The organism is Mesorhizobium sp. M0217 (assembly GCF_040321955.1).
Classification (GTDB): domain Bacteria; phylum Pseudomonadota; class Alphaproteobacteria; order Rhizobiales; family Rhizobiaceae; genus Mesorhizobium.
Map to the genome: position 1 here is coordinate 402,031 of NZ_JAMYSN010000001.1, position 18,433 is coordinate 420,463.

Annotated in this window: 15 protein-coding genes; 7 read left to right on the top strand and 8 right to left on the bottom strand. The window is 61.0% G+C overall.

Going from position 1 to position 18,433, the window contains the following annotated elements:
• Positions 1-15: 15 nt before the first annotated feature.
• Positions 16-1,134 (bottom strand): glycosyltransferase family 4 protein, encoded by a 1,119-nt coding sequence (locus tag NKJ18_RS02050; RefSeq protein WP_023671802.1) that lies wholly within the window; start codon positions 1,132-1,134, stop codon positions 16-18.
• Between the two features lie 168 nt (positions 1,135-1,302).
• Here NKJ18_RS02050 and NKJ18_RS02055 point away from each other — a divergent pair, with 168 nt between their 5' ends.
• Positions 1,303-2,742 (top strand): lipopolysaccharide biosynthesis protein, encoded by a 1,440-nt coding sequence (locus NKJ18_RS02055; RefSeq protein ID WP_352757745.1) that lies wholly within the window; start codon positions 1,303-1,305, stop codon positions 2,740-2,742.
• A gap of 40 nt (positions 2,743-2,782) precedes the next feature.
• Here NKJ18_RS02055 and NKJ18_RS02060 read toward each other — a convergent pair whose 3' ends face one another.
• The 3 genes from NKJ18_RS02060 to wecB are packed head-to-tail and all read right to left on the bottom strand — an operon-like array spanning position 2,783 to position 6,067.
• On the bottom strand, positions 2,783-3,586 hold the full coding sequence (locus NKJ18_RS02060; RefSeq protein WP_023725122.1) for a WecB/TagA/CpsF family glycosyltransferase: 804 nt from the start codon (positions 3,584-3,586) through the stop codon (positions 2,783-2,785).
• A complete protein-coding gene (gene wecC / locus NKJ18_RS02065; RefSeq protein WP_023686301.1) occupies positions 3,583-4,920 on the bottom strand; it encodes a UDP-N-acetyl-D-mannosamine dehydrogenase in 1,338 nt (445 codons plus the stop codon). The genes NKJ18_RS02060 and wecC overlap by 4 nt, the downstream gene beginning before the upstream one ends.
• Positions 4,913-6,067: a non-hydrolyzing UDP-N-acetylglucosamine 2-epimerase gene (gene wecB / locus NKJ18_RS02070; protein WP_023699734.1), complete on the bottom strand. Its 1,155-nt coding sequence runs from the start codon at positions 6,065-6,067 to the stop codon at positions 4,913-4,915. The genes wecC and wecB overlap by 8 nt, the downstream gene beginning before the upstream one ends.
• 609 nt (positions 6,068-6,676) lie before the next feature.
• Here wecB and NKJ18_RS02075 point away from each other — a divergent pair.
• Positions 6,677-7,717, top strand: coding sequence for a glucosamine inositolphosphorylceramide transferase family protein (locus NKJ18_RS02075; RefSeq protein ID WP_023686303.1), 1,041 nt, complete (start codon positions 6,677-6,679; stop codon positions 7,715-7,717).
• Between the two features lie 42 nt (positions 7,718-7,759).
• Here NKJ18_RS02075 and NKJ18_RS02080 read toward each other — a convergent pair whose 3' ends face one another.
• Entirely contained in the window at positions 7,760-8,863 is a 1,104-nt protein-coding gene (locus NKJ18_RS02080) for an acyltransferase family protein (protein WP_352757746.1), read from the bottom strand.
• A gap of 381 nt (positions 8,864-9,244) precedes the next feature.
• Here NKJ18_RS02080 and NKJ18_RS02085 point away from each other — a divergent pair, with 381 nt between their 5' ends.
• The 5 genes from NKJ18_RS02085 to NKJ18_RS02105 all read left to right on the top strand — a co-directional run bounded on the left by NKJ18_RS02085 (position 9,245) and on the right by NKJ18_RS02105 (position 15,458).
• A complete protein-coding gene (locus NKJ18_RS02085; RefSeq protein WP_023671794.1) occupies positions 9,245-10,507 on the top strand; it encodes a VpsF family polysaccharide biosynthesis protein in 1,263 nt (420 codons plus the stop codon).
• A 453-nt stretch (positions 10,508-10,960) separates the two neighbouring features.
• The gene (locus NKJ18_RS02090; protein WP_352757747.1) at positions 10,961-12,340 is read left to right on the top strand and encodes a GumC family protein; all 1,380 of its coding nucleotides are present in this window, start codon (positions 10,961-10,963) and stop codon (positions 12,338-12,340) included.
• Between the two features lies 1 nt (position 12,341).
• Complete coding sequence (locus tag NKJ18_RS02095) at positions 12,342-13,448, top strand: glycosyltransferase (RefSeq protein ID WP_023691695.1); 1,107 nt, start codon at positions 12,342-12,344, stop codon at positions 13,446-13,448.
• 169 nt (positions 13,449-13,617) lie between these two features.
• Complete coding sequence (locus NKJ18_RS02100) at positions 13,618-14,346, top strand: N5-glutamine methyltransferase family protein (protein ID WP_023696869.1); 729 nt, start codon at positions 13,618-13,620, stop codon at positions 14,344-14,346.
• Positions 14,343-15,458, top strand: a complete 1,116-nt coding sequence (locus tag NKJ18_RS02105) for a hypothetical protein (protein ID WP_023696870.1) — start codon at positions 14,343-14,345, stop codon at positions 15,456-15,458. The genes NKJ18_RS02100 and NKJ18_RS02105 overlap by 4 nt, the downstream gene beginning before the upstream one ends.
• A 134-nt stretch (positions 15,459-15,592) precedes the next feature.
• On the opposite strand, the gene nadE is transcribed toward NKJ18_RS02105, so the two are convergent.
• The 3 genes from nadE to NKJ18_RS02120 are packed head-to-tail and all read right to left on the bottom strand — an operon-like array spanning position 15,593 to position 18,425.
• The gene (gene nadE, locus NKJ18_RS02110; RefSeq protein ID WP_023696871.1) at positions 15,593-16,597 is read right to left on the bottom strand and encodes an NAD(+) synthase; all 1,005 of its coding nucleotides are present in this window, start codon (positions 16,595-16,597) and stop codon (positions 15,593-15,595) included.
• Positions 16,594-18,141, bottom strand: coding sequence for a class I adenylate-forming enzyme family protein (locus NKJ18_RS02115; RefSeq protein ID WP_023686310.1), 1,548 nt, complete (start codon positions 18,139-18,141; stop codon positions 16,594-16,596). Before NKJ18_RS02115 ends, nadE begins: the two co-directional genes overlap by 4 nt.
• A 23-nt stretch (positions 18,142-18,164) precedes the next feature.
• Positions 18,165-18,425, bottom strand: coding sequence for an acyl carrier protein (locus NKJ18_RS02120; protein WP_023686311.1), 261 nt, complete (start codon positions 18,423-18,425; stop codon positions 18,165-18,167).
• Between the last annotated feature and the right edge of the window lie 8 nt (positions 18,426-18,433).

Below are 18,433 nucleotides of genomic sequence, written 5' to 3' on the forward strand. Positions count from 1 at the left end.
CAATGAAGGACAGCGTCAGCGCTTGACCGATCGCGCCTCGGACGCGACCGATCTCCAGACATCGCAGATCGCGTCGACAAACGGTGCAAGCTCAAGCCTTTCCCGGTGCACCGCCATGGCGGCGGCGCCAAGCCGCGCGCGCAGCGCCGTATCCTCGACCAGCCGAGTTAACGCCTCGGTCAACGCCGCCACATCGCCGGGCGGCACCAACAGACCGGATTGTTCGTGGGTGATGATGTCCTCGACCGCGCCAACCGGGGTGGCCACGACAGCCAGGCCGGCCGCCATGCCTTCGATCACCGACATTGGCAGATTTTCGGCGAACGAGGGGAGCACCAGAATATCGGCCGAAGCGATCAGTGATGCGACCTCGTCAGGTCCCACCCAGCCCGGAAAAGCAATACGGTCGGCAATCCCTAGAGCGACCGACCTCGCTCGTGCCGGCTCGACCTCACCATCGCCGGCGATCGTGGCACGCCAACCCCTGAGATGTTTCATCCGCTCCAGCGCCTCGCCCAACTGCGGCACGCCCTTTCGCTCGCCGATGCGGCCGAGGAACAGGATGTGCACGTGATCGCCTCCGCCGACATGCGCCAGGGAAGGAACTGCCGTGGCGTTGGGAACGATGACAATATTGCCGCCGTTCGCCGGTGCCCGGCTGGCGACGAAATCGCGCCAAAGCCCCCCCAGGACAATCACCCGGCCGGCATGCTCGAACAGAGCCCTGATACGGCGGCTCATGAAACTATGATCATCTTTCCAGAATGTCTGATACTGCGCCCCATGCAGATGAAGGACATATGGTATCGACAACAGCCTGGCGCAGGCGGCGATCATCATCTTGCGATAGGTGCTGCCGGAGACCGATATATTGATGTGAATGACGTCGGCGCGTCTGTCGAGGCGGGCCGCAAGCATCCGCGCGCAAAAACCAAGCATGTAGAAGATCGAAAGCCCGACATGTCCCGGGCCACGGCTGGAAAGAAAGCGCAGATCGATGTCGGCGATCTCTTGCCGTTCGAACTCCTGCTTCAGCGCCCCCATGATCCGGTCGATGCCGCCTTGTCCCGAAACGCCCGAGGGCGTTGCGACCAGGACATGTATTTTTCTATTGTGGGCGAGACGCTGCAACATGACACCATTTGGATTGCGGATGCCGGGTGACCGTAAAGCAAAGGTTCCAAAAAAGATTTACGACAAATCTTTTGGTTCAAACTGTATCCGTTCACCCTTTGCCGTCATCATGCTGGAATTCCCGTCGGTCAACGATTAATCGACGGCAAATTTTCCGGGAACAACCCTTTGCTGCTCCGTTCCACACTCATCTATGGCCCAGCTATTATGCTGACGCGGGTTTCCGCTCTGCTCCTGCTGGTCGTCATGACGCGGCTGATCGACCAGACCGAGTATGGCCTGCTGACCCTGGTGGTCACCGTGGGCGAAATGACGGATGTTGCCGTTACCAACTGGCTGCGCATTGCCTTGCTGCGGCTTGGCGGAAAAGGCGACGTCAGCCGTGGCAGCCTGATGCTTGCCGGACAGGTATTGCTTGTCACCACGGTGCTGGCCCTGATCATATCCGTGATCGCCTCGGCGGTGATCGTGCCGGAGCGCTGGATCGAATTTGCAATCGCCGTCTGCAGCTATCTGATTGCCGGCTCCATCAGCCGGTTCGCGTTGACGGTGCTGCAAATGCAGCAGCGTCATTCCCTCTATTCGATGCTTGAATATCTGCGCGGCCTGCTGCAACTCGCCTTGCCGATCGCCGCCATCCTTATCTTCCAACGCTCGTTTCTGACGGTATCGCTCGGCTCGAGCCTCGCCGTGCTGATTGCCGGCATCGTGGCGTGCGTGGTGGCATCCGGGCGCGTTATTGGCGGCCCGCCGCGCTTCACCCACAAGGAGTTTTTTGCCCTCGGCGTGCCCCTGGTCATCATGGCGCTGGTCGGTTTCGGTCTCAACAGCGCTGAACGCGTCTTCCTCAAGCTCTACTACGATGCCGGCGCGGTGGCCGTCTTCGCAGCCGCCTACGCATTGGCTCGGCAGCCGATCGATATGGTCGCCAACGCAATCAACATGGGCGCATTTCCAGAAGTGGTCAGCCGCTTCGACGAAGAGGGATCCGAGGCGTCCGGGCGGTTGTTGTCGCAACTCATGGCCTTGATGATACGCCTTTGCCTGCCGGTCGCAGCAATGCTTATCGCGCTCAGCGGCGACATCACGCGACTCCTGCTGCCCGCGGAATATCATGGTCGCTTCGGCCTGCTGTTCCCGATCATCGCCTTCAGCGTTCTTTGTGCCAATCTCACAAGCTTCGTTTATGGCGTCGTGGTGCACGCACATAAGCGGCCGTGGTTGCTGATCATCGCCAATTCCTTCGGCTCGGTGGCAACGATTTCACTGTCTTTTCTGTTGATTCCCACCATGGCGGAGGTTGGCGCGGCGTTGGCGTTGGCGGGCGGATCGCTGGCAGGTCTTGCAGCCTGCATCGTCATCGCCGAGAGGCTCACGCCGGTGCCGGTGCCCTGGCGCGACATCGCTGTCTCAATCATAATTTCTATCTGCACCGGATTGGCCGCCAGCCTCGCCAGCACTGCGCTGGGCTATATGCCGGCGATCTTTCCGCTCGCGGCGGGCGGCGTCGCCGGCGCTGCGGCTTTCCTGGGACTGACCTGGTTGTTTCACCCCGCGGCCGTGACGCAGTTCATCGGCAAGCTAAGGGCACGGCTCCGGATCGCATAAATCCCGCGCTATGAGGCATGCTTGTCTGAAAGTCGCGAGCTTACGGATTGACGTTTCGGCGTCCCCGGCGAGACCAGAACTCACGCCACAGCAGCAGTGCATAGGCGGTGTTGGTATCGTAGTAGCGGCGCCACAAGCGTCGCGGCTCCTGCGCCACGCGGAACAGCCACTCCAGGCCGGCCGCCTGAACCAGTTTCGGTGCCCGGGCGACCTTTCCACCATAGACGTCGAAGCTGCCGCCCACGCCCATGACGAAACTCGGAGCGAGTACGTCGCGATAGCGCTTGAGAAAGCGCTCCTTGCTCGGCGTCGGCATCGCCACAAACAGGCAGTCGGCACCTGAAGCGTTGATGGCCTCGACGATCGCGGCCTCTTCCTCCGCCTTGAAATACCCATTGCGCCGGCCGGCAATGGCCAGGCTCGGATGATCTCTGGCAAGTCGGCTTTCAACTGCGTCGAGAATGTGCTGTTCAGCGCCCAAAAGGTAGGGGCGATAGCCACGCTTGGCGCACAGCGCAAGCAGGTTGATCATGACGTCGACGCCGGTCACACGCTCCGGCAACTCGACGCCGCAGAGCCGCGCGCCCCAAAGCACGCCTTTGCCGTCGACATTGACCATATCCGCCCCGACGACATCCTCGCGCAGTTCGGCATTCTTGCGCATGTTCACAAGCTTGGCGACGTTCACGACAACATGATGAAGCGGTCGCCGCGTCGCCATCGCCTCGTCTGCGATGGCCAGCGTCTCGGCCATGGTCAGCGCATGGATGGTCGCACCGAGAAACTCGCGGCGGCGTGATGCCAATAGAGAGTGTTGCGCCCATGCCGGGTCATGCGAGTTCATGCCGCTTCTCCGGTGCGAGCGAGAGACTGCGAGCGTTCCATTTCGGATTTCTTGCCTTCGATGCGGGCGTCGGGCTTGCGCGCCTTGCGCCAGGTCCACAGGCCCCGTGTGTCGACGAGCTTCTTGTCCTTGAGCGCTTCGGGATCGATCAGATTGAATTGTCGATGGTCGACCAGCAGGACGACGATATCGGATTGGTCAATAGCGGAAAGTGCATCGGTGAACATGACGCCGCTGCCCTCGAGCTCGTGTGGCAACTGACGCGCATTGGGCTCGGCAGCGACGATCTTGATATTGGGAATCTTGGACAGAAGCTTAACAACCTCGACAGCCGGGCTCTCGCGCATATCGTCGATATTGGGTTTGAAGCTGAGGCCAAGACAGGCGATCGTCTGCTTGCGGGTCGGGTCGAGCAATGCCTCGATGTCCCTGACCACCGACAAGGGTCGCTCGGAATTGATGCGCCGTGCCGAACTGATCAGCCGCGTATTGTTCGGTGCGGCGTCGATGATAAAATACGGATCGATCGCAATGCAGTGGCCGCCCACGCCCGGGCTCGGCTGCAGGATGTTCACGCGAGGATGCCGGTTGGCGAGATCGATTACCTCCCAGACGTTGAGCGACAGATCCTGGCACACCGCCGCAAGCTCATTGGCGAAGGCGATATTGACATCGCGGAACGCATTTTCAGTCAGCTTAACCAGTTCCGCGCTTTCGGCCTGGGTTATGAACAGGTCGCCGGCGACGAAGCTTGAATAGAGTGCCGCTGTCCGCTCCGAAGACTTTCGGGACAGTCCGCCGATCGAGCGATCATTGTTGATCAGCTCGGTCAGCACCTTTCCCGGCAGCACGCGCTCGGGAGAGTAGGCGACCAGGACGTCAGCTTCCTCGCCATGCGCAACGGGAAATTTGAGATCGGGTCGCAGTTCCGCGAGCAGCGCTGTCATGACACGCGTCGTACCGACCGGCGATGTTGATTCCAGCACCACCAGGTCGTCCCGTTTTAGCACCGGAGCGATGCTTCGCGCTGCCGCAAGCACGTAGCTGACATCCGGCTTGCGGTCCGGGGTGATCGGAGTTGGAACGGCGATAATATAGGCATCGGCCGGCTGAGGCGTGCTGAATGCCTTGAGCTTGCCATTGGCGACAACTTTCTGGATCAAACCATCCAGGTCCGGTTCGATGATGTGGATTTCGCCGCGGTTGACCTTCGCGACCACCGCCTCGTTGATATCGACACCGATGACATCGAGTCCGCGGCTGGCAAAAATGGCACAGGTCGGCAGGCCGATATAGCCCATGCCGATAACGGAAACGGTTTTGATTTCAGCCATGATTCAGCAATTCCTCAACGATCCGGCTCGCAGCTTGGCCATTGCCGTATGGATTGTGCCTCTCCGCCATGCCGCGATAGACGCTCTCATCATCGAGCAGGCTATTGGCATTGGCCAGAATTTTTTCGATATCGGTGCCGACCAGCCGGGCAGTACCAGCGGCGATCCCTTCGGGTCGCTCCGTGTTTTCCCGCATCACCAGCACCGGCTTGCCGAGTGAAGGCGCCTCTTCCTGCACGCCGCCGCTGTCGGTCAACACCAGGTAGCTCTGTTTCTGCAGGTACAGGAACGGCAAATAGTCCTGCGGGTCGATCAGGTGGATGTTCGGCACCGTCCCGATTTCGGCCTCGACCACGGAGCGCACATTCGGGTTGGGATGGACCGGGTAGATGATCTGCACATCCCTGCGCGCCGACAATGCCTTCAGCGCGGTGCAGATTCTCTGGATGCCGCCATCGAAATTCTCACGGCGATGACCGGTGACGAGTATCATTTTCTTGGTCGGATCGATGAAGGGGAAACGAGCGGCGAGCTTGGCGTTCATCAATTTGTCGGCATCGATCTCGCTGGAGAAATGCAGCAGCGTGTCGATCACGGTATTGCCGGTTACGAAGATGGTGTTCGCAGCCTTTCCTTCGGCGATGAGATTGTCGCGCGCCTCGGTGGTCGGCGCAAAATGCCAGGTGGCGATGTTGCCGGCAATCTTGCGGTTCAGTTCCTCCGGAAAGGGAGAGTTGATGTTGTGGCTGCGCAATCCCGCCTCGATATGGGCAACCGGAATGTGCTTGTAGAAGGCAGCTAGAGCCGCGGTCATCGCGGTGGTTGTGTCGCCCTGGACGACGACGATGTCCGGCTTCGCCTTCTCCAGCACCCCCGCCATTCCGAGGAGCACGCGCGAGGTCACGTCGAACAACGTCTGACCTGGCTGCATGATGTTGAGATCGTAGTGCACCGGCAGGCCCGTCAATTCAATGACCTGATCGACCATCTCGCGATGCTGGCCCGTCACACATATTTCCGTGGTAAAGCCTGGATGGGCGAGCGCGGCGCGCGCCACCGGAAAACATTTGAGCGCCTCCGGCCTCGTGCCGAACACGATCAGCAGTTTTCGCCTTGAGGGCAAGTTCGGATGTGAAACGGCGTTCATGGTTGACCCTGGTCACCGAAAGCGTGGGCGCCCGGCTGACATGTGCTTTCAGCCTAACAATAGCGCCCTGAACCGCCTTCGTATTCAAAAAAATTAACGTATGATTAACGCTAGAGTCCGCAGCCCCCCTTGGGCAACCCTTGCCAGGAACTGTGGGGAAAGATACCAGAGCAAAGCCATTTTTTGCTTTAACGAGAATAACTTGGGTTGACTAATATTTTAATCATCGGCCACGCCGTCGCATCCCGGCGCTGGGAAAATGAGCTTTTCATGCGGTTGGGTGCGGCAGGTTATGTGGTCTCGAGTTGCCACGCGCCGGCGCCGGCGCCAACCGCTCGGGGGCTGGACACTGTCTTGGCGATCGAGAGCCGGCGTTTCGGTCCCTCGCTGGCGGGCCGGTCCGAGCCGTTGCCGCCCATCGATCGCGGCCCTCCGGACCTCGTCATAGATCTCACTGCCAGCGCAACGGGGCAAGACGCGCCAGTCCTGAGGCTCGAATTTTGCGGTCGCAACAGCTTTCCAGCCGGCGTTGCCGCAATGTTGGCGAGCGGACAATTGCCTGAACTTGGCGCTCGCCTCGATGGCGTTGTCGTGGCCCAGGCTAGACCGATGCTGGCAGACAGGCTCTGGCTATCTCGAAGCTGCAACGACCTGCTCGCCGGCGCCATGTCGCTGATCATGCAAACCGTCGCCCGCTTCTTTGCGGGCAAGCTTGTGCCGGTAAGCGACAACCCGGTGCCGATCCTGAAGAACGACAGTTTTGTTCGACACTATGTGCCCTTTTTCGGCAGGGCTTTGATCGATCGCGCCGTGCAAAAAATCAGGCGGGGACGACGCCCCTTCTATTGGCAGGTTGCCTATCGGGTGATCGACGGACCAGGCATCGCCGAAACCGGGCAACTCGACGGCAAACCGTTCACAGTCCTGCCGGACGATGGCCAACGCTTCTATGCCGACCCGTTCGTCTTCGAGGCCGACCGCCGCCATCATCTGTTTGTCGAGGAATTCCCCTACGCGACGAGTCGCGGCGTGATTTCCGTCGCCGAGCTCGGTGACGATGGCACTTTCGGTGTTCCAAGGGTTGTATTGGAGGAAGCGCACCACCTGTCTTATCCGCAGGTGTTCGCACACGATGGCGAGATTTTCATGATCCCCGAAAGTGGTTCGGCTCGCGAACTTGTGCTCTATCGCGCCGCGCAGTTTCCCGACCGCTGGGTCCGCGACACGGTGCTGATGGCGGACAGGGATTTCAACGACGCGACGCTGCTCGAATCCGACGGTCGCTTCTGGCTGGTTGGAACGGAGCGGTTCGGCTACGGCAGCGCGTCGGACACGATGGCGGTCTATTGCGCACCCTCGCTGCGCGGGCCATGGGTCGCCCATCCGCTCAATCCCATTGCCGTCGATCATTCGGCCACCCGGCCGGGCGGCGCCTTTATCCGCCACGACGATGCCCTGGTGCTGCCGGTGCAGAACGGATCGAGGGCCTATGGCGGTGGTCTGGGGCTGATGCGGCTTGAGCGACTCGACGCGTCCGATGTCCGTTTTGCCTCGCCCCGGCCGATCGGCGCGGGTCCGGCATGGGCACGCACGGGCATTCATACGCTTAACCGCGCCGGCAATGTCGAGGTCGTGGACAGCGCGGGCTGACTGAAGCGCTGAAAGCCGTGACCGTACCGTTGCTTGGCCTGCTTATTTGTTCTCCGTGGCAATATGAGGAAGCGGTGTGTTTCTCGTCTTCCTTTTGCCGTTCAGGGTCTGAAGAATCGGCTTCTCGATCATCTCGTAAATCACCAGACTGACGAGGCAGGCTGCCACGATGCTGACCACCGACACCAACAATACCGTTGTCGGATGCTCGTATCCGACGGTGCGTCTGGCCAGGTACGCCACAGCGCCGATCACGAAGATATGCGACAGATAAAGCGCGTAGGAAGCGTCGCCCAACTGCTCGAGAAGGCTCCAGTGCTTGAGTTTCGGCTCCAGAATGAGGCTGAGATGAAGCAGGCCCGCCGCCCACATTGCTTGTCCCGCGAAGCTGATCTGACCCAAGAGCGGCGTACCGTCATCGACGAATGAAAGCACCACGCCTGCAGCGGTCATTACGCCGAATATCCAGGCATGGCGTATGTCGGAAGTGAAATCACCGTCCAAATAGCGCCGCCCTATCCACATGCCGATGACGAATGCCACCGGAGAAGGGTTGAGATAGAACTGGATAACAGGGTTGGTGGGAGCCAGCCACAGCCCGGCTATCCACATCGCAATGAAAAAGACCGTCAGCACAAATACGCGCGAGGTCACGGACAGGAATGCGAACACCGCAAAAGCGATATAGAAAAATACCTCGTAATTGAGCGTCCAGCCGAGTGAGAGAATTGGACTCGCGCTATCCCGTCCAGGCGCTTCGTGAACAATGAAGAGGAGCGACTGAAGATAGTGGGGCCATGTAAAGACGGTCTTCTGGAAGAGACTTGGCGCGAGCGCCGCCAGAACCGCGGCGAGGCTGGTGAAAAGCCAGTAAAGGGGGATGATCCGGATTGCGCGGCGTTTCAGGAAGGTGGCAGCGGAAAACGGACCATCTCCCGTAATATGGACCATTATGAAACCGCTGATGACAAAGAACAGAACGACGCCCAGGCGGCCCGCCGTCACGATAATCAGATTGTCCACGCCAATCTGGTAGGAAAAGGCGTGTGCGAACAGAACCAGCAAGGCGGCGCAGGCGCGAAGATACTGAATGGAATAGAATTTCTTCACCTTGATCTCCTGCGCTTTGCCGGCGCCTGATGCCATTGTGCCGTCCACAGGCAGCGCGTCGGGCGCCGTGCAAAGCGTCGCCATCAATACGACCGGCCAATTAAGTGTGGGTTACCGACTTCATGAAATAGCGTAAATCCGGCTGCCGATGCATGTCGCGCAACAAGTGCATTGCGTGCATTCGTTCCCTCTCGGCGCACTTTGGTGAGATTTCAATGAGCGGTGTCCGGCTTTTCGACAAAGCTGACATGTGGCGGCCCATGCCGGGCATCGCCACTGTTAAGATTGGGTTATCCATATTCCTTTACGTTCTTGCAGGAAAATGTACCCGGGGTGCGTTCGTCCCCTGCCATCTCAATCGCAAGCCGCAACGCTGGTCAGATAATCGTGAGTGTCACCCCCACAGAGCAACAGTTCGTGACCGCGCAGGCCAGCCGCCAAGACGCCCTCACACTCCTGTTCTTTCTCCTCGCGGCCTTCGCTTTCCTGCTCCGCTCGACCATCTCTCCGCAATTGATGAACATGGTGATGTCCTATTCGACGGAGGGGGGGTCGTTTCCCGAAAAGCTGCATATCGGGACCTATGCCATCTTTCTGCTGCTTGTCGTCATCGCCACGACCCGGCCAATTCGGCTCGAAGGCGATGAAGTCAGGCTGTTCAAGGCGACATTGTTATATTCGCTGCTGCTGTTGTGGCTGGTGCCTTATCTCTTCGTGATAGGCCGTGCCGGCTCGGCCGGCTTCATAATCGATTCCTATCTGGTCTCTTGTGCCGCGGCGATGATCATGCTTGCCCTGGGTGACCATGTGCGCAGGGCGCTTGGCAATGTCATCGTCGGCATGATTGTCCTCAGCGCCATCATCGGAACGATCGAGGCCGTCACCCAGCATCGATTCCTGCCCTATCCCCTCGTTGAGCTGGACTTTCGGCCGATCGGACTGTCGGCCCATCCGCTGGCGCTGGGCGCGCTTTGCACCACCGCCATAGGTTTCGTTGCATTGACGCGGTGGCGTATCTGGGTGTGCGCGCTTTGCATCTTCATTCTCTTCATCGGCACGGCCGCTTCGGGCGCGCGCACCGCCCTGCTGCTCGCTTGCGGCGAGATCCTGTTCCTGCTCGTGTTCCTGCCTTGGCCGGACTTGTCACCCAGACATCAACGCCAGGCCAAACTCCTGGTGCTGATGCTGACGCTCGCCGGTGGCGCCATACTGATTGCGATACTCTTTTCGGCGGGGCTGCTGAACCGCTTCAGCAATACGCTCTTTGATCAAAATTACGACGCGCGCGTCAAGATCTACGATGTATTCAAGTTCGTTGAATGGAGGGACATCCTGCTTGGCATGAATCCCAACGAGTTGTTGAAGATCGTCAACGAAAAGCTCAACCTCCCCTTCATCGAAAGCACGCCGGTCGTCCTTACGCTTTTGTTTGGCCTGCCGATCGCCCTGCTCTTCGCGTTTGCTTTCTTCCGGTTCCTTTTCAAGCTCCTGCGCAACACGCCTCGGGCCGCCCATATCGCAGCGGCCGCGTCCATTCTCGCGGCATTGTCAAACAATGCCCTCTCTTCGAAGGCGCCGGATATCATGCTGCTCGTCATCTTGTTGCTCGCTTATCGAAAGCCGGATGGGCGCCAAACCGGCACGCCCCTTCAAGGCCAACCAGCATCAACAGCGACATGACGCCAAAGCCCGTTCCTTGCGGGTGCCCTCGCGACGACCTCTTGCATTTCCATTTGAAACGCCTGCACGCTTTGCCAGGCTACGACGGGCGTGGCAGAATACCGACCAAGGGTGGATAGATCGCTGTTCCGGAACGCGCCTGACACGCCTGGAAAATGAAATGTTAACGATGTTTCCGTAAAGCAGGCTGTGCGTATTGAATATTAAAGGGTTAGCATGATGTCCGCCGCTTCCGGTCCTCCTCCAGCCGCGGCCGCCGCCGGCATTAGCCCCTATGAACGGATCGAAAATGCGCGGCGCGCCAGCAGGCCACAGCCGCAACAAACCGCGCCGATCATGGCACATGCGGCGGCACCCGCTGTAACGTCGGCCCCTGTAACGTCGGCCCCTGTAACGTCGGCCCCTGTGTCGCCTGCACCCGTGGCGCCGCCTGTAGCCGAGCCCGTCACGACGGTGACGCTCAACAAGATCGGAACCTTTCTCGAACTCGATTTCGGGCGTCTGTTTGTCTGGCTGCGCGCCGGCCTCGCTCTGGTATGCCTGCTGGCAATAGCCGGCGGGATCATCGGCGGTGCCTACGCTCTGCTGAGCAAGCAGCGCTACACCGTGACCACGGACATCCTCATCAATCCCGCCAATCTTCAGGTTGTTCCGAACGATCTTTACCCGCAATCGGCCCAGGTCGATGGACAGCTGCTCAGCGCGCGCAGCAAAGAGCGCATCTTGACCTCGGGCAGCGTGCTTTCACGTGTTGTAGACGATCTTGACCTGGCCAGTGACCCGGAGTTCTTCGACGCGGACCGTAGCCGCACAGGGACGGACGGCGCCAAACCCGATCCAAAGCTTACCGCCCTGAAGAACCTGGCGGAACGGGTTGGCAGCATCGCGGATGAAAAGTCGTTTGTCACGACCTTGATGGTATCGGCGGAAACCCCCGCCAAGGCGATCCTGATTTCGCAGGATATCGTCAAGACTTTCCAGGAAGAGCTGGCCAGCGCCGAGGCTTCCGGCGCCAGCCGTGCCGCGGCGGCGCTGGACGGGCGGCTGGGCCAGCTCAAGAGCGATGTGCAGGCGGCCGAAGAGAAGGTCGAAGCCTATAGGCGCAGCCACAATCTGGCCACCAGCAATGGGCAGCTTGTTTCCTCGCAAACCATGACCCAGCTCAACGGCCAGATCGTGGAGACGCAATCGCGCGTCATCGCCGCGCAGGCAAGTTACGACGCCCTGCTTGCCGCCGGCGCAAACGGCACCAATTCCGGTCCCGCCACGTCGGAGGCGCTTGTGGCGCTGCGCGCAACGGCCAACGGCCTGCGCCAGCAGATCGATTCGCAGTCGATGACCTTTGGCCCCCGTCATCCGTCGATCGTCAGGCTGAAGACGGAGTACAACACGGTCAGCGCGCAACTCAGCGCCGAATACGCGCGCACCCTGCGCCTGGCGAAGGTCAATCTCGATGCCGCCAAAACCTCGTCGGCCTCCCTCAATGCCAAGATGAATGACTTGAAGGGCAACGTGTTCTCGGATAGCGATTCCGAGGTCGCCTTGCGTGAGCTTGAACGTGACGCCGCGTCGAAGACGGCTATCTATGAGAGCTTCCTGTCGCGGGCACGCCAGATAACCGAGCGCGAACAGATCGACAGCACCAATGTGCAGGTGATTTCCACCGCAGTGCCGCCAAAGGGCCGTTCATGGCCCCCGCGCACCGTCGTGATGATCGGCCTGGGGGCCATTGGCGGCATGATCCTCGGCATGTTGCTCGCCATTACCCTGGGTATCGTGCGCGACATGCGGCTTCCGCCGAACCGCCCGGATGTCATTGCCAGCCGCGCCTGAAATGGCGAAGCGGATTGTCTTTCACATTGCCAGCCTCAGGGGCGGCGGCGCCGAGCGTGTGTTCGTCCTGATAGCGAACGAGCTGGCATCGCGCGGCCACAACGTCACGCTTTTTACCTGGAACGCGCAGGGGCCCAATGCCGCCCTGCTTTCGCCTGCCGTGCATCTGGTCGATTTCGGCCTCCCCATTCGCGGCGAGGGTTATGGCAAGTGGGCGACATTGAAAGGCATCGTGCGAAGCGCGGGCCTGCTTGGCCGCCTTTCTCCCGACGCGATCTACAGCGCCCCGGAATTCGCCAATCTGGTCGTGGCGCTGGCGCTTTCCCTCGCGCGAAGCAGGGCGCGGTTCTTCCCGAGTTTCCACGCCGCCGCCTCACTGCCTTCCGGCAGCCTTGGCGCGAAAATGGCGGTCTGGCTTTCGGCCCTGGTTGCGGCCCGCGCCACCAGGGCCATCGCGGTTTCTGAGGGTGTCGGCGGCGATCTTGTGGCCCGAGGCTTCCCGAAATCCAAGGTCGTGGTCATCAACAACCCGCTGCCGCCGGCTGCGGCATCCCAGCAACGCGCCTACGCCTGGCAGGCAGAGCTCGCGGCGATGGGCGACGGCCCCATCATCATCACCGCCGGACGCCTGGTGCCCGTTAAGGATCATTGGACGTTGCTGCGGGCCTTCGCTGTGCTGCGCGCCGGGCGCCGGGCCCGGCTTGTCATCTTCGGCGAGGGTCCGCTGGCCGACGAGTTGCGCGCCTATGCCGAAGAATCCGGTATCGGCGCAGACGTTCTGTTTGCGGGCTATGTCAATGATCCGGCGGCCTGCTACGCCGTAGCTGACTTGTTCGTCCTATCATCGACCAGCGAGGGCTTCGGCAATGTTCTGGTCGAGGCCATGGCAGCGGGGATTCCGGTGGTCTCCACGGACGCGCCGCACGGCCCGCGCGAAATACTTGATGACGGCCGCTTCGGCGCCCTGGTGCCGGTCGGCGATGCCGCGGCCCTGGCAGTGGCGATGGCCGGAATGCTCGACCAGCCGACAACCGCCGCGATCCTGAAAAGCAGGGCGGCGGATTTCGAAATTGAAAAGATCGGAGACCGGTACGAGGCGTTGCTCTGAATTAGCGCATGGATCGGCTTGCGGCGGCACAGGAATCCGCCATTGATGGGACAGGACGCCGCCAACATAGGCCGGTTACTCCCAATCCAATCATGATCTTTAACATCAATTTACCCGGAGTTGGTAACAACAGGGAACCCGCGTTTTATCCTCAGGATAGGGATTTTCCTTGCCGCAGCATCACAGCCTTCCTGCCGGCCGTGCAAACGATCGCAATTGGCCGCGATTGCACCGCTTCATGCGGGTTGAGCTGGAACTCGCGCCTGACGTCCTGGTGCCGCGAGCCGAAACGGAACTGCTTGGCCGGACGGCCGCGGCCATTCTTGGCGAACAGGCGCACGAAACGATCCTGATCGACATGTGCTGCGGCAGCGGCAATCTTGCCGTGGGCATCGTCAGCGAATGTCCTCGGGCTCGGGCATGGGCGGCGGACCTGACCGACAGCACGGTTTCGCTTGCCCGCCGCAATGTTGTGCGCCTCGCCCTGCAGGACAGGATCAAGGTCCGGCAAGGCGACCTATTTGCCGCGATCGAGGGTGACGGCCTCCACGGCGCTGCCGACATGGTTTTGTGCAACCCGCCCTATATTTCGTCGTCCCGTCTCGATAGCGAAAGCGCGCATCTGTTGGAGAACGAACCTCGGGAAGCTTTCGACGGCGGCCCTTACGGTATTTCGATCCTCCAAAGGCTGGTCCGGGATGCCGCAGCTTTCCTCAAGCCAGGCGGATGGCTGCTGTTTGAGTTCGGCGAAGGTCAAGATCGGCAGATAGCAACCCTTTTATCGAGAACGAAATCCTACGAAACCCCAACCTTTGCCGTGACGGCCGACGGCCAGCCCCGTGTCGCCATGGCGCGCAAACATGGTGGCCGGGTTCCCGGAACCGGGAGCCCGGCGTGAGCGTCGTCCGCGCCCTCGATCAGGCCGACCTTGCGGCCGTCGCGGGCATGTTTCAACGCATGCTGCGCAAGAAGCGGGGGCCAGCGCCGGCCTCCCTCGTCGATTACATGAGGCGGTTTTATCTGGACGCACCCGACTGGGGCAGCGGGCTCCGTTCGCTTGTCCATGTCAATGACGCCGGCCAGGTTTCCGGGTTCGTCGGCGTTCATGCGCTGCCGATGAAATTCAACGGCCGGCAGCTCTACGCTGCCATCTGCAGTTCGCTGATGGTCGAGGATCACGAGACCGATCCGATGGCCGGTGCCCGCCTGTTGAAGGCCTTCCTCGATGGTCCGCAGGACATCTCCTTCAGCGAAACCGCCAATGATACGTCCGTGAAACTGTGGACGCGGCTTCGCGGCGTTGTGCTGCCGCAATACAGCCTTGACTGGGTTCGCGTGATGCGGCCGGCGACCTTCATGCTCAGCCTTTTTGCCAATCACATGAAGCTTGCCTGGATGTTCAACCCGCTCGCCCGGATCGTCGACCGGCTCTACCTTCGCAAAATGAAGGGCAGTCAACGACGCTGGACCGGCGTCGTCGCCAACGCATCGAGCCGGGGGGCATTTCGGACCTCCGAGATCGACAGCGGCAGCTTTGCGGGGCTGCTGGAGCCGCTTTGCGCCCAATTTCCGCTACGTCCGCAGTGGGCGGAAGGTCAGCTCAACCATATTCTGGGCGATGCGGCGCAAAAGCCGGATTTCGGAGAGCTTGTCTACGTGTCGGTGGCATCGCCGAACGGCGCCAATGTCGGCGCTTTCGCCTATTACGCGCGACCGGACGGGATCGGCCGCGTGCTGCAGGTCCTCGCTCTTCCCGGCCAGGCCGGGCCGGTGATCGATTGCCTGGTCGAGCATGCCGCCCGGCGCGGTGTCTCCGGCTTGCGCGGCCGCGTCCAGCCCGCGCTTCTGGACGCCATGCTTGTAAGACGCATAGCCTTCATACCGGTCGCCTCGACCGTCGTGCATTCACGCGATCCCGAGCTTCTCGATGCCATGAAGAACGCGCAGGTCTTTCTGAACGGGCTTGCGGGCGAGCAGTGGAGCCAGTTGATCGGCGGCCGCTTCACCTGAAGCGTTCCGCCTACAGCAATTCCAGGAAAGGGTGCGCGGCTTTCCGTCCGGAATTGCGTAAAGACAAGAGCTTAGTATTTCTTTCATGCATGTCGTATCGCAAGACCGGATCACTTTTGCTCGATATGCATAGGTCAGGAGCCGACTTCGTCCACGCCGTCAACGAGCTGCGGGCGCAGGTGCAGATAGCGCGTTGCCTTTCGCTTGGCGGCGATGTCGGCCCAGACGCGTTCGATCTGTGAGGCGGTCAATCCCGCCGCTTGCCCTACCACCTCGGCGGACACGCCGTTGTTGAGGCCGTAGAGACACAGATCCATCCGATCGTAAGGCAGGGAGAAGTAGAATTCTTCCTGCGTCTGCGCCAGCGAGTAGGTGTCGGTGGTCGGCGGCCGGTTGCGGACCTCTTCCGGAATGCCGAGATAGGCGGCTAGCGCATAGACCTGCGTCTTGTAGAGATGCGCGATCGGCTTGACGTCGGCGGCGCCGTCGCCGTTCTTGACGAAGAACCCCTGATCGTATTCCAGCCGGTTCGGTGTGCCGAGCACGGCGAAGTTCAGCCGGTCGGCATGATAATATTCGATCTGCTTGCGGGTGCGCTGCTTCATGTTGGTGGCGGCAACGATGCCGAGATAGACCGTCACCGGCATCCGCAGTTTCGTCTGCTTGCCTTGCGGGTCCTGCACCACCAGCGAGGAGATGTTGTAGCCCTCGCCTTCGAGCACGTTCGCGATCACGATCTTTGAGGCCCAGCCCTTGCCATAGTCCGGGACCATTTCGCGGATGAAGGCGTCGCGGCGTTCATAGCAGCCCATTGCCCGCAGGGTCGGCCCGATATCCTCCACAACGGCCTCGACGCCGAAAGTGTCGGCGACCAGATGGCCGAGTCGCAGGCTTTCGGGGTCGGAATCGCTTTCCGGCATGAGCACGCACAGCACATTCTGGTGGCCGACGGCACGCGCGGCCAATGCAGCCGAAACGCTGGAATCTATACCGCCCGAAAGACCGAGCACGAGGCCGCGCTTGCGAATGCCGCGCAACTGCTCGCGCAGGGCCGCCACGATCCTGTCCGTTTCGGCGGCGGGATCGATGACCAGGGCTTGCGTGAAGGCCGGCGCATCCTGGGTTGAGCCGATGTTCATTGCTCGGCCTCCATCATCTCAGCCGCGAGCCGGCGGCTGACCTTGCCCGACTCCGTCTTCGGTAATTCGCTGCGGAACTCTATGATTTTGGGGACCATGAAATCCTCCAGGTGCCGCGCGCAGTGACGAATGATGTCCTTTCCGCCAAGCGCCGGATCGGACCGCACGACGAGCGCGCCAATCGCATGCCCCAGCACCGGATCCGGCACGCCGACGACCACCGCTTCCGCGATACCTGGATGGGCGTGGAGCACTGCCTCCACTTCCTTGGGGGCGACCTTCTCGCCACGCGTCTTGATGATATCGTCCTTACGCCCGACAAAATAGAGAAAGCCGTCCTCGTCGGTCTGGAACAGGTCGCCCGTATAGAGCACCTTTTCCCAAGGGTTAGGCCCCGGCCGGAGCGCTCGTTCCGTCGCGGCCTGGTTGCGCCAATAGCCCTGCATGACGTGCGGACCGCGGATAACGAGCTCACCTGCCACGCCCGCCGGCACGCGTTGTCCAAGGTCGTCGACGACAAAGGCTTCCGTGTTGGGGATGGCTATGCCGACCGACCCTGGCCGGCGGTCAAGTTCCTCGGGTGGCAAATAGGTGCAGCGCTTGCATTCGGTCAGCCCATACATCGAATAGATCCGGACGCCGGGCAGCAGCGAGCGCAGGCGTTCTATGTGGGCTGGCGGCAAGGCGGCCGCGGTGTTGGAAATATAGCGGAGGCTGGGCAGGAAACCCGGCGCCAGATCACGCATCTGCAGGATCATCGCCGCCATGGTAGGCACCAGCGGAAGGCCGGTGACGCCCTCTTTGCGGATGCGTTCGAAGATCTCGTGCGGGAAGGCGAAGGACTTCTCGAGCACCAGCGTGGCCCCGAGCCTGACTGCCATCAGCAACTGATAGAGGCCATAGTCGAAGGCAAGCGGGAGGACGTTCAGGATGATGTCGTCCGGCGCGTTGCGCAGATAGGTGGCGATCGACCCCGCGGCAGCGTCGCAATTGCGATGCGTCATCATCACACCCTTGGGCCGGCCGGTCGAACCTGACGTGTAGATCAGCATCGCAAGGTCGACGTCGATGCCGCGATGGTTCACCTCCGCGCCATCGAACGTCAGGCAGTCAGTCAGGGACGCGGCCCCTGCCGGGCATTGCCCATCGGCCCCAGGGGTGGAAGCCACGAAGATGCCGGTCTTGCCTTGCGATGCGCAGGCTTCGGTGACCACGGGCACCAGCTTCGCCTGCGTCAGGACCGCCCTGGCGTCGCAATCGGCGATGACGTAACCGAGCTTGTCGGCCTTTGTGGAGGGGTTGATCGGACTGAAGGTCGCACCTGCCTTGAGTGCGGCAAAGATCGATACGGCGGCCTCCCAGCAATTGTCCATGAAGATCAGAACGCGGTCGTCGCGCCTGATCCCATTCATGAAGAGAGCGGTGGCCAGCCGGCTCGAAAGGTCGTCGAGTTCTTCGTAGCTCAGCCTTTTGCCCCTGGTGACCAATGCCGTCTTGGCCGGGTGGGCAGCAGCCTTCGCCACCAGAAAATGCTCGATCCGCACGGGACGTTCCTCGCCGTTGGCGCTTACGCTGCCAGCGTTTGTGCTCTCGCCTCGATGAAGGACGAGATGCGGTCAAGCGAGTCCAGGTTGGTCGGAACGATGTCGGCATCCACCATCGCGATGCCGAAATTGTCCTCGATGAAGGCCACCAGCTCAAGCACCGCAGTCGAGTCGATAATGTCGTTCTCGATCAGCGAGGCTGAATCCGACAGTTTGTAGGAGGTGTCGCCGAACAGGAAGTTGTCGACGATAAAGCTTCTGACCCTGTCCTTGATTGCCGTCATCGTGTCTT

Excerpts from the sequence above, each read along its gene's own strand:
- NKJ18_RS02095 (WP_023691695.1), top strand. The coding sequence starts at position 12,342 with ATGGCGAAGCGGATTGTCTTTCACATTGCCAGCCTCAGGGGCGGCGGC.
- wecC (WP_023686301.1), bottom strand. The coding sequence starts at position 4,920 with ATGGCTGAAATCAAAACCGTTTCCGTTATCGGCATGGGCTATATCGGC.
- nadE (WP_023696871.1), bottom strand. The coding sequence starts at position 16,597 with ATGAACATCGGCTCAACCCAGGATGCGCCGGCCTTCACGCAAGCCCTG.
- NKJ18_RS02080 (WP_352757746.1), bottom strand. The coding sequence starts at position 8,863 with ATGGCATCAGGCGCCGGCAAAGCGCAGGAGATCAAGGTGAAGAAATTC.
- wecB (WP_023699734.1), bottom strand. The coding sequence starts at position 6,067 with ATGAACGCCGTTTCACATCCGAACTTGCCCTCAAGGCGAAAACTGCTG.
- NKJ18_RS02060 (WP_023725122.1), bottom strand. The coding sequence starts at position 3,586 with ATGAACTCGCATGACCCGGCATGGGCGCAACACTCTCTATTGGCATCA.
- NKJ18_RS02120 (WP_023686311.1), bottom strand. The coding sequence starts at position 18,425 with ATGACGGCAATCAAGGACAGGGTCAGAAGCTTTATCGTCGACAACTTC.
- NKJ18_RS02075 (WP_023686303.1), top strand. The coding sequence starts at position 6,677 with ATGCTGGCAGACAGGCTCTGGCTATCTCGAAGCTGCAACGACCTGCTC.
- NKJ18_RS02050 (WP_023671802.1), bottom strand. The coding sequence starts at position 1,134 with ATGTTGCAGCGTCTCGCCCACAATAGAAAAATACATGTCCTGGTCGCA.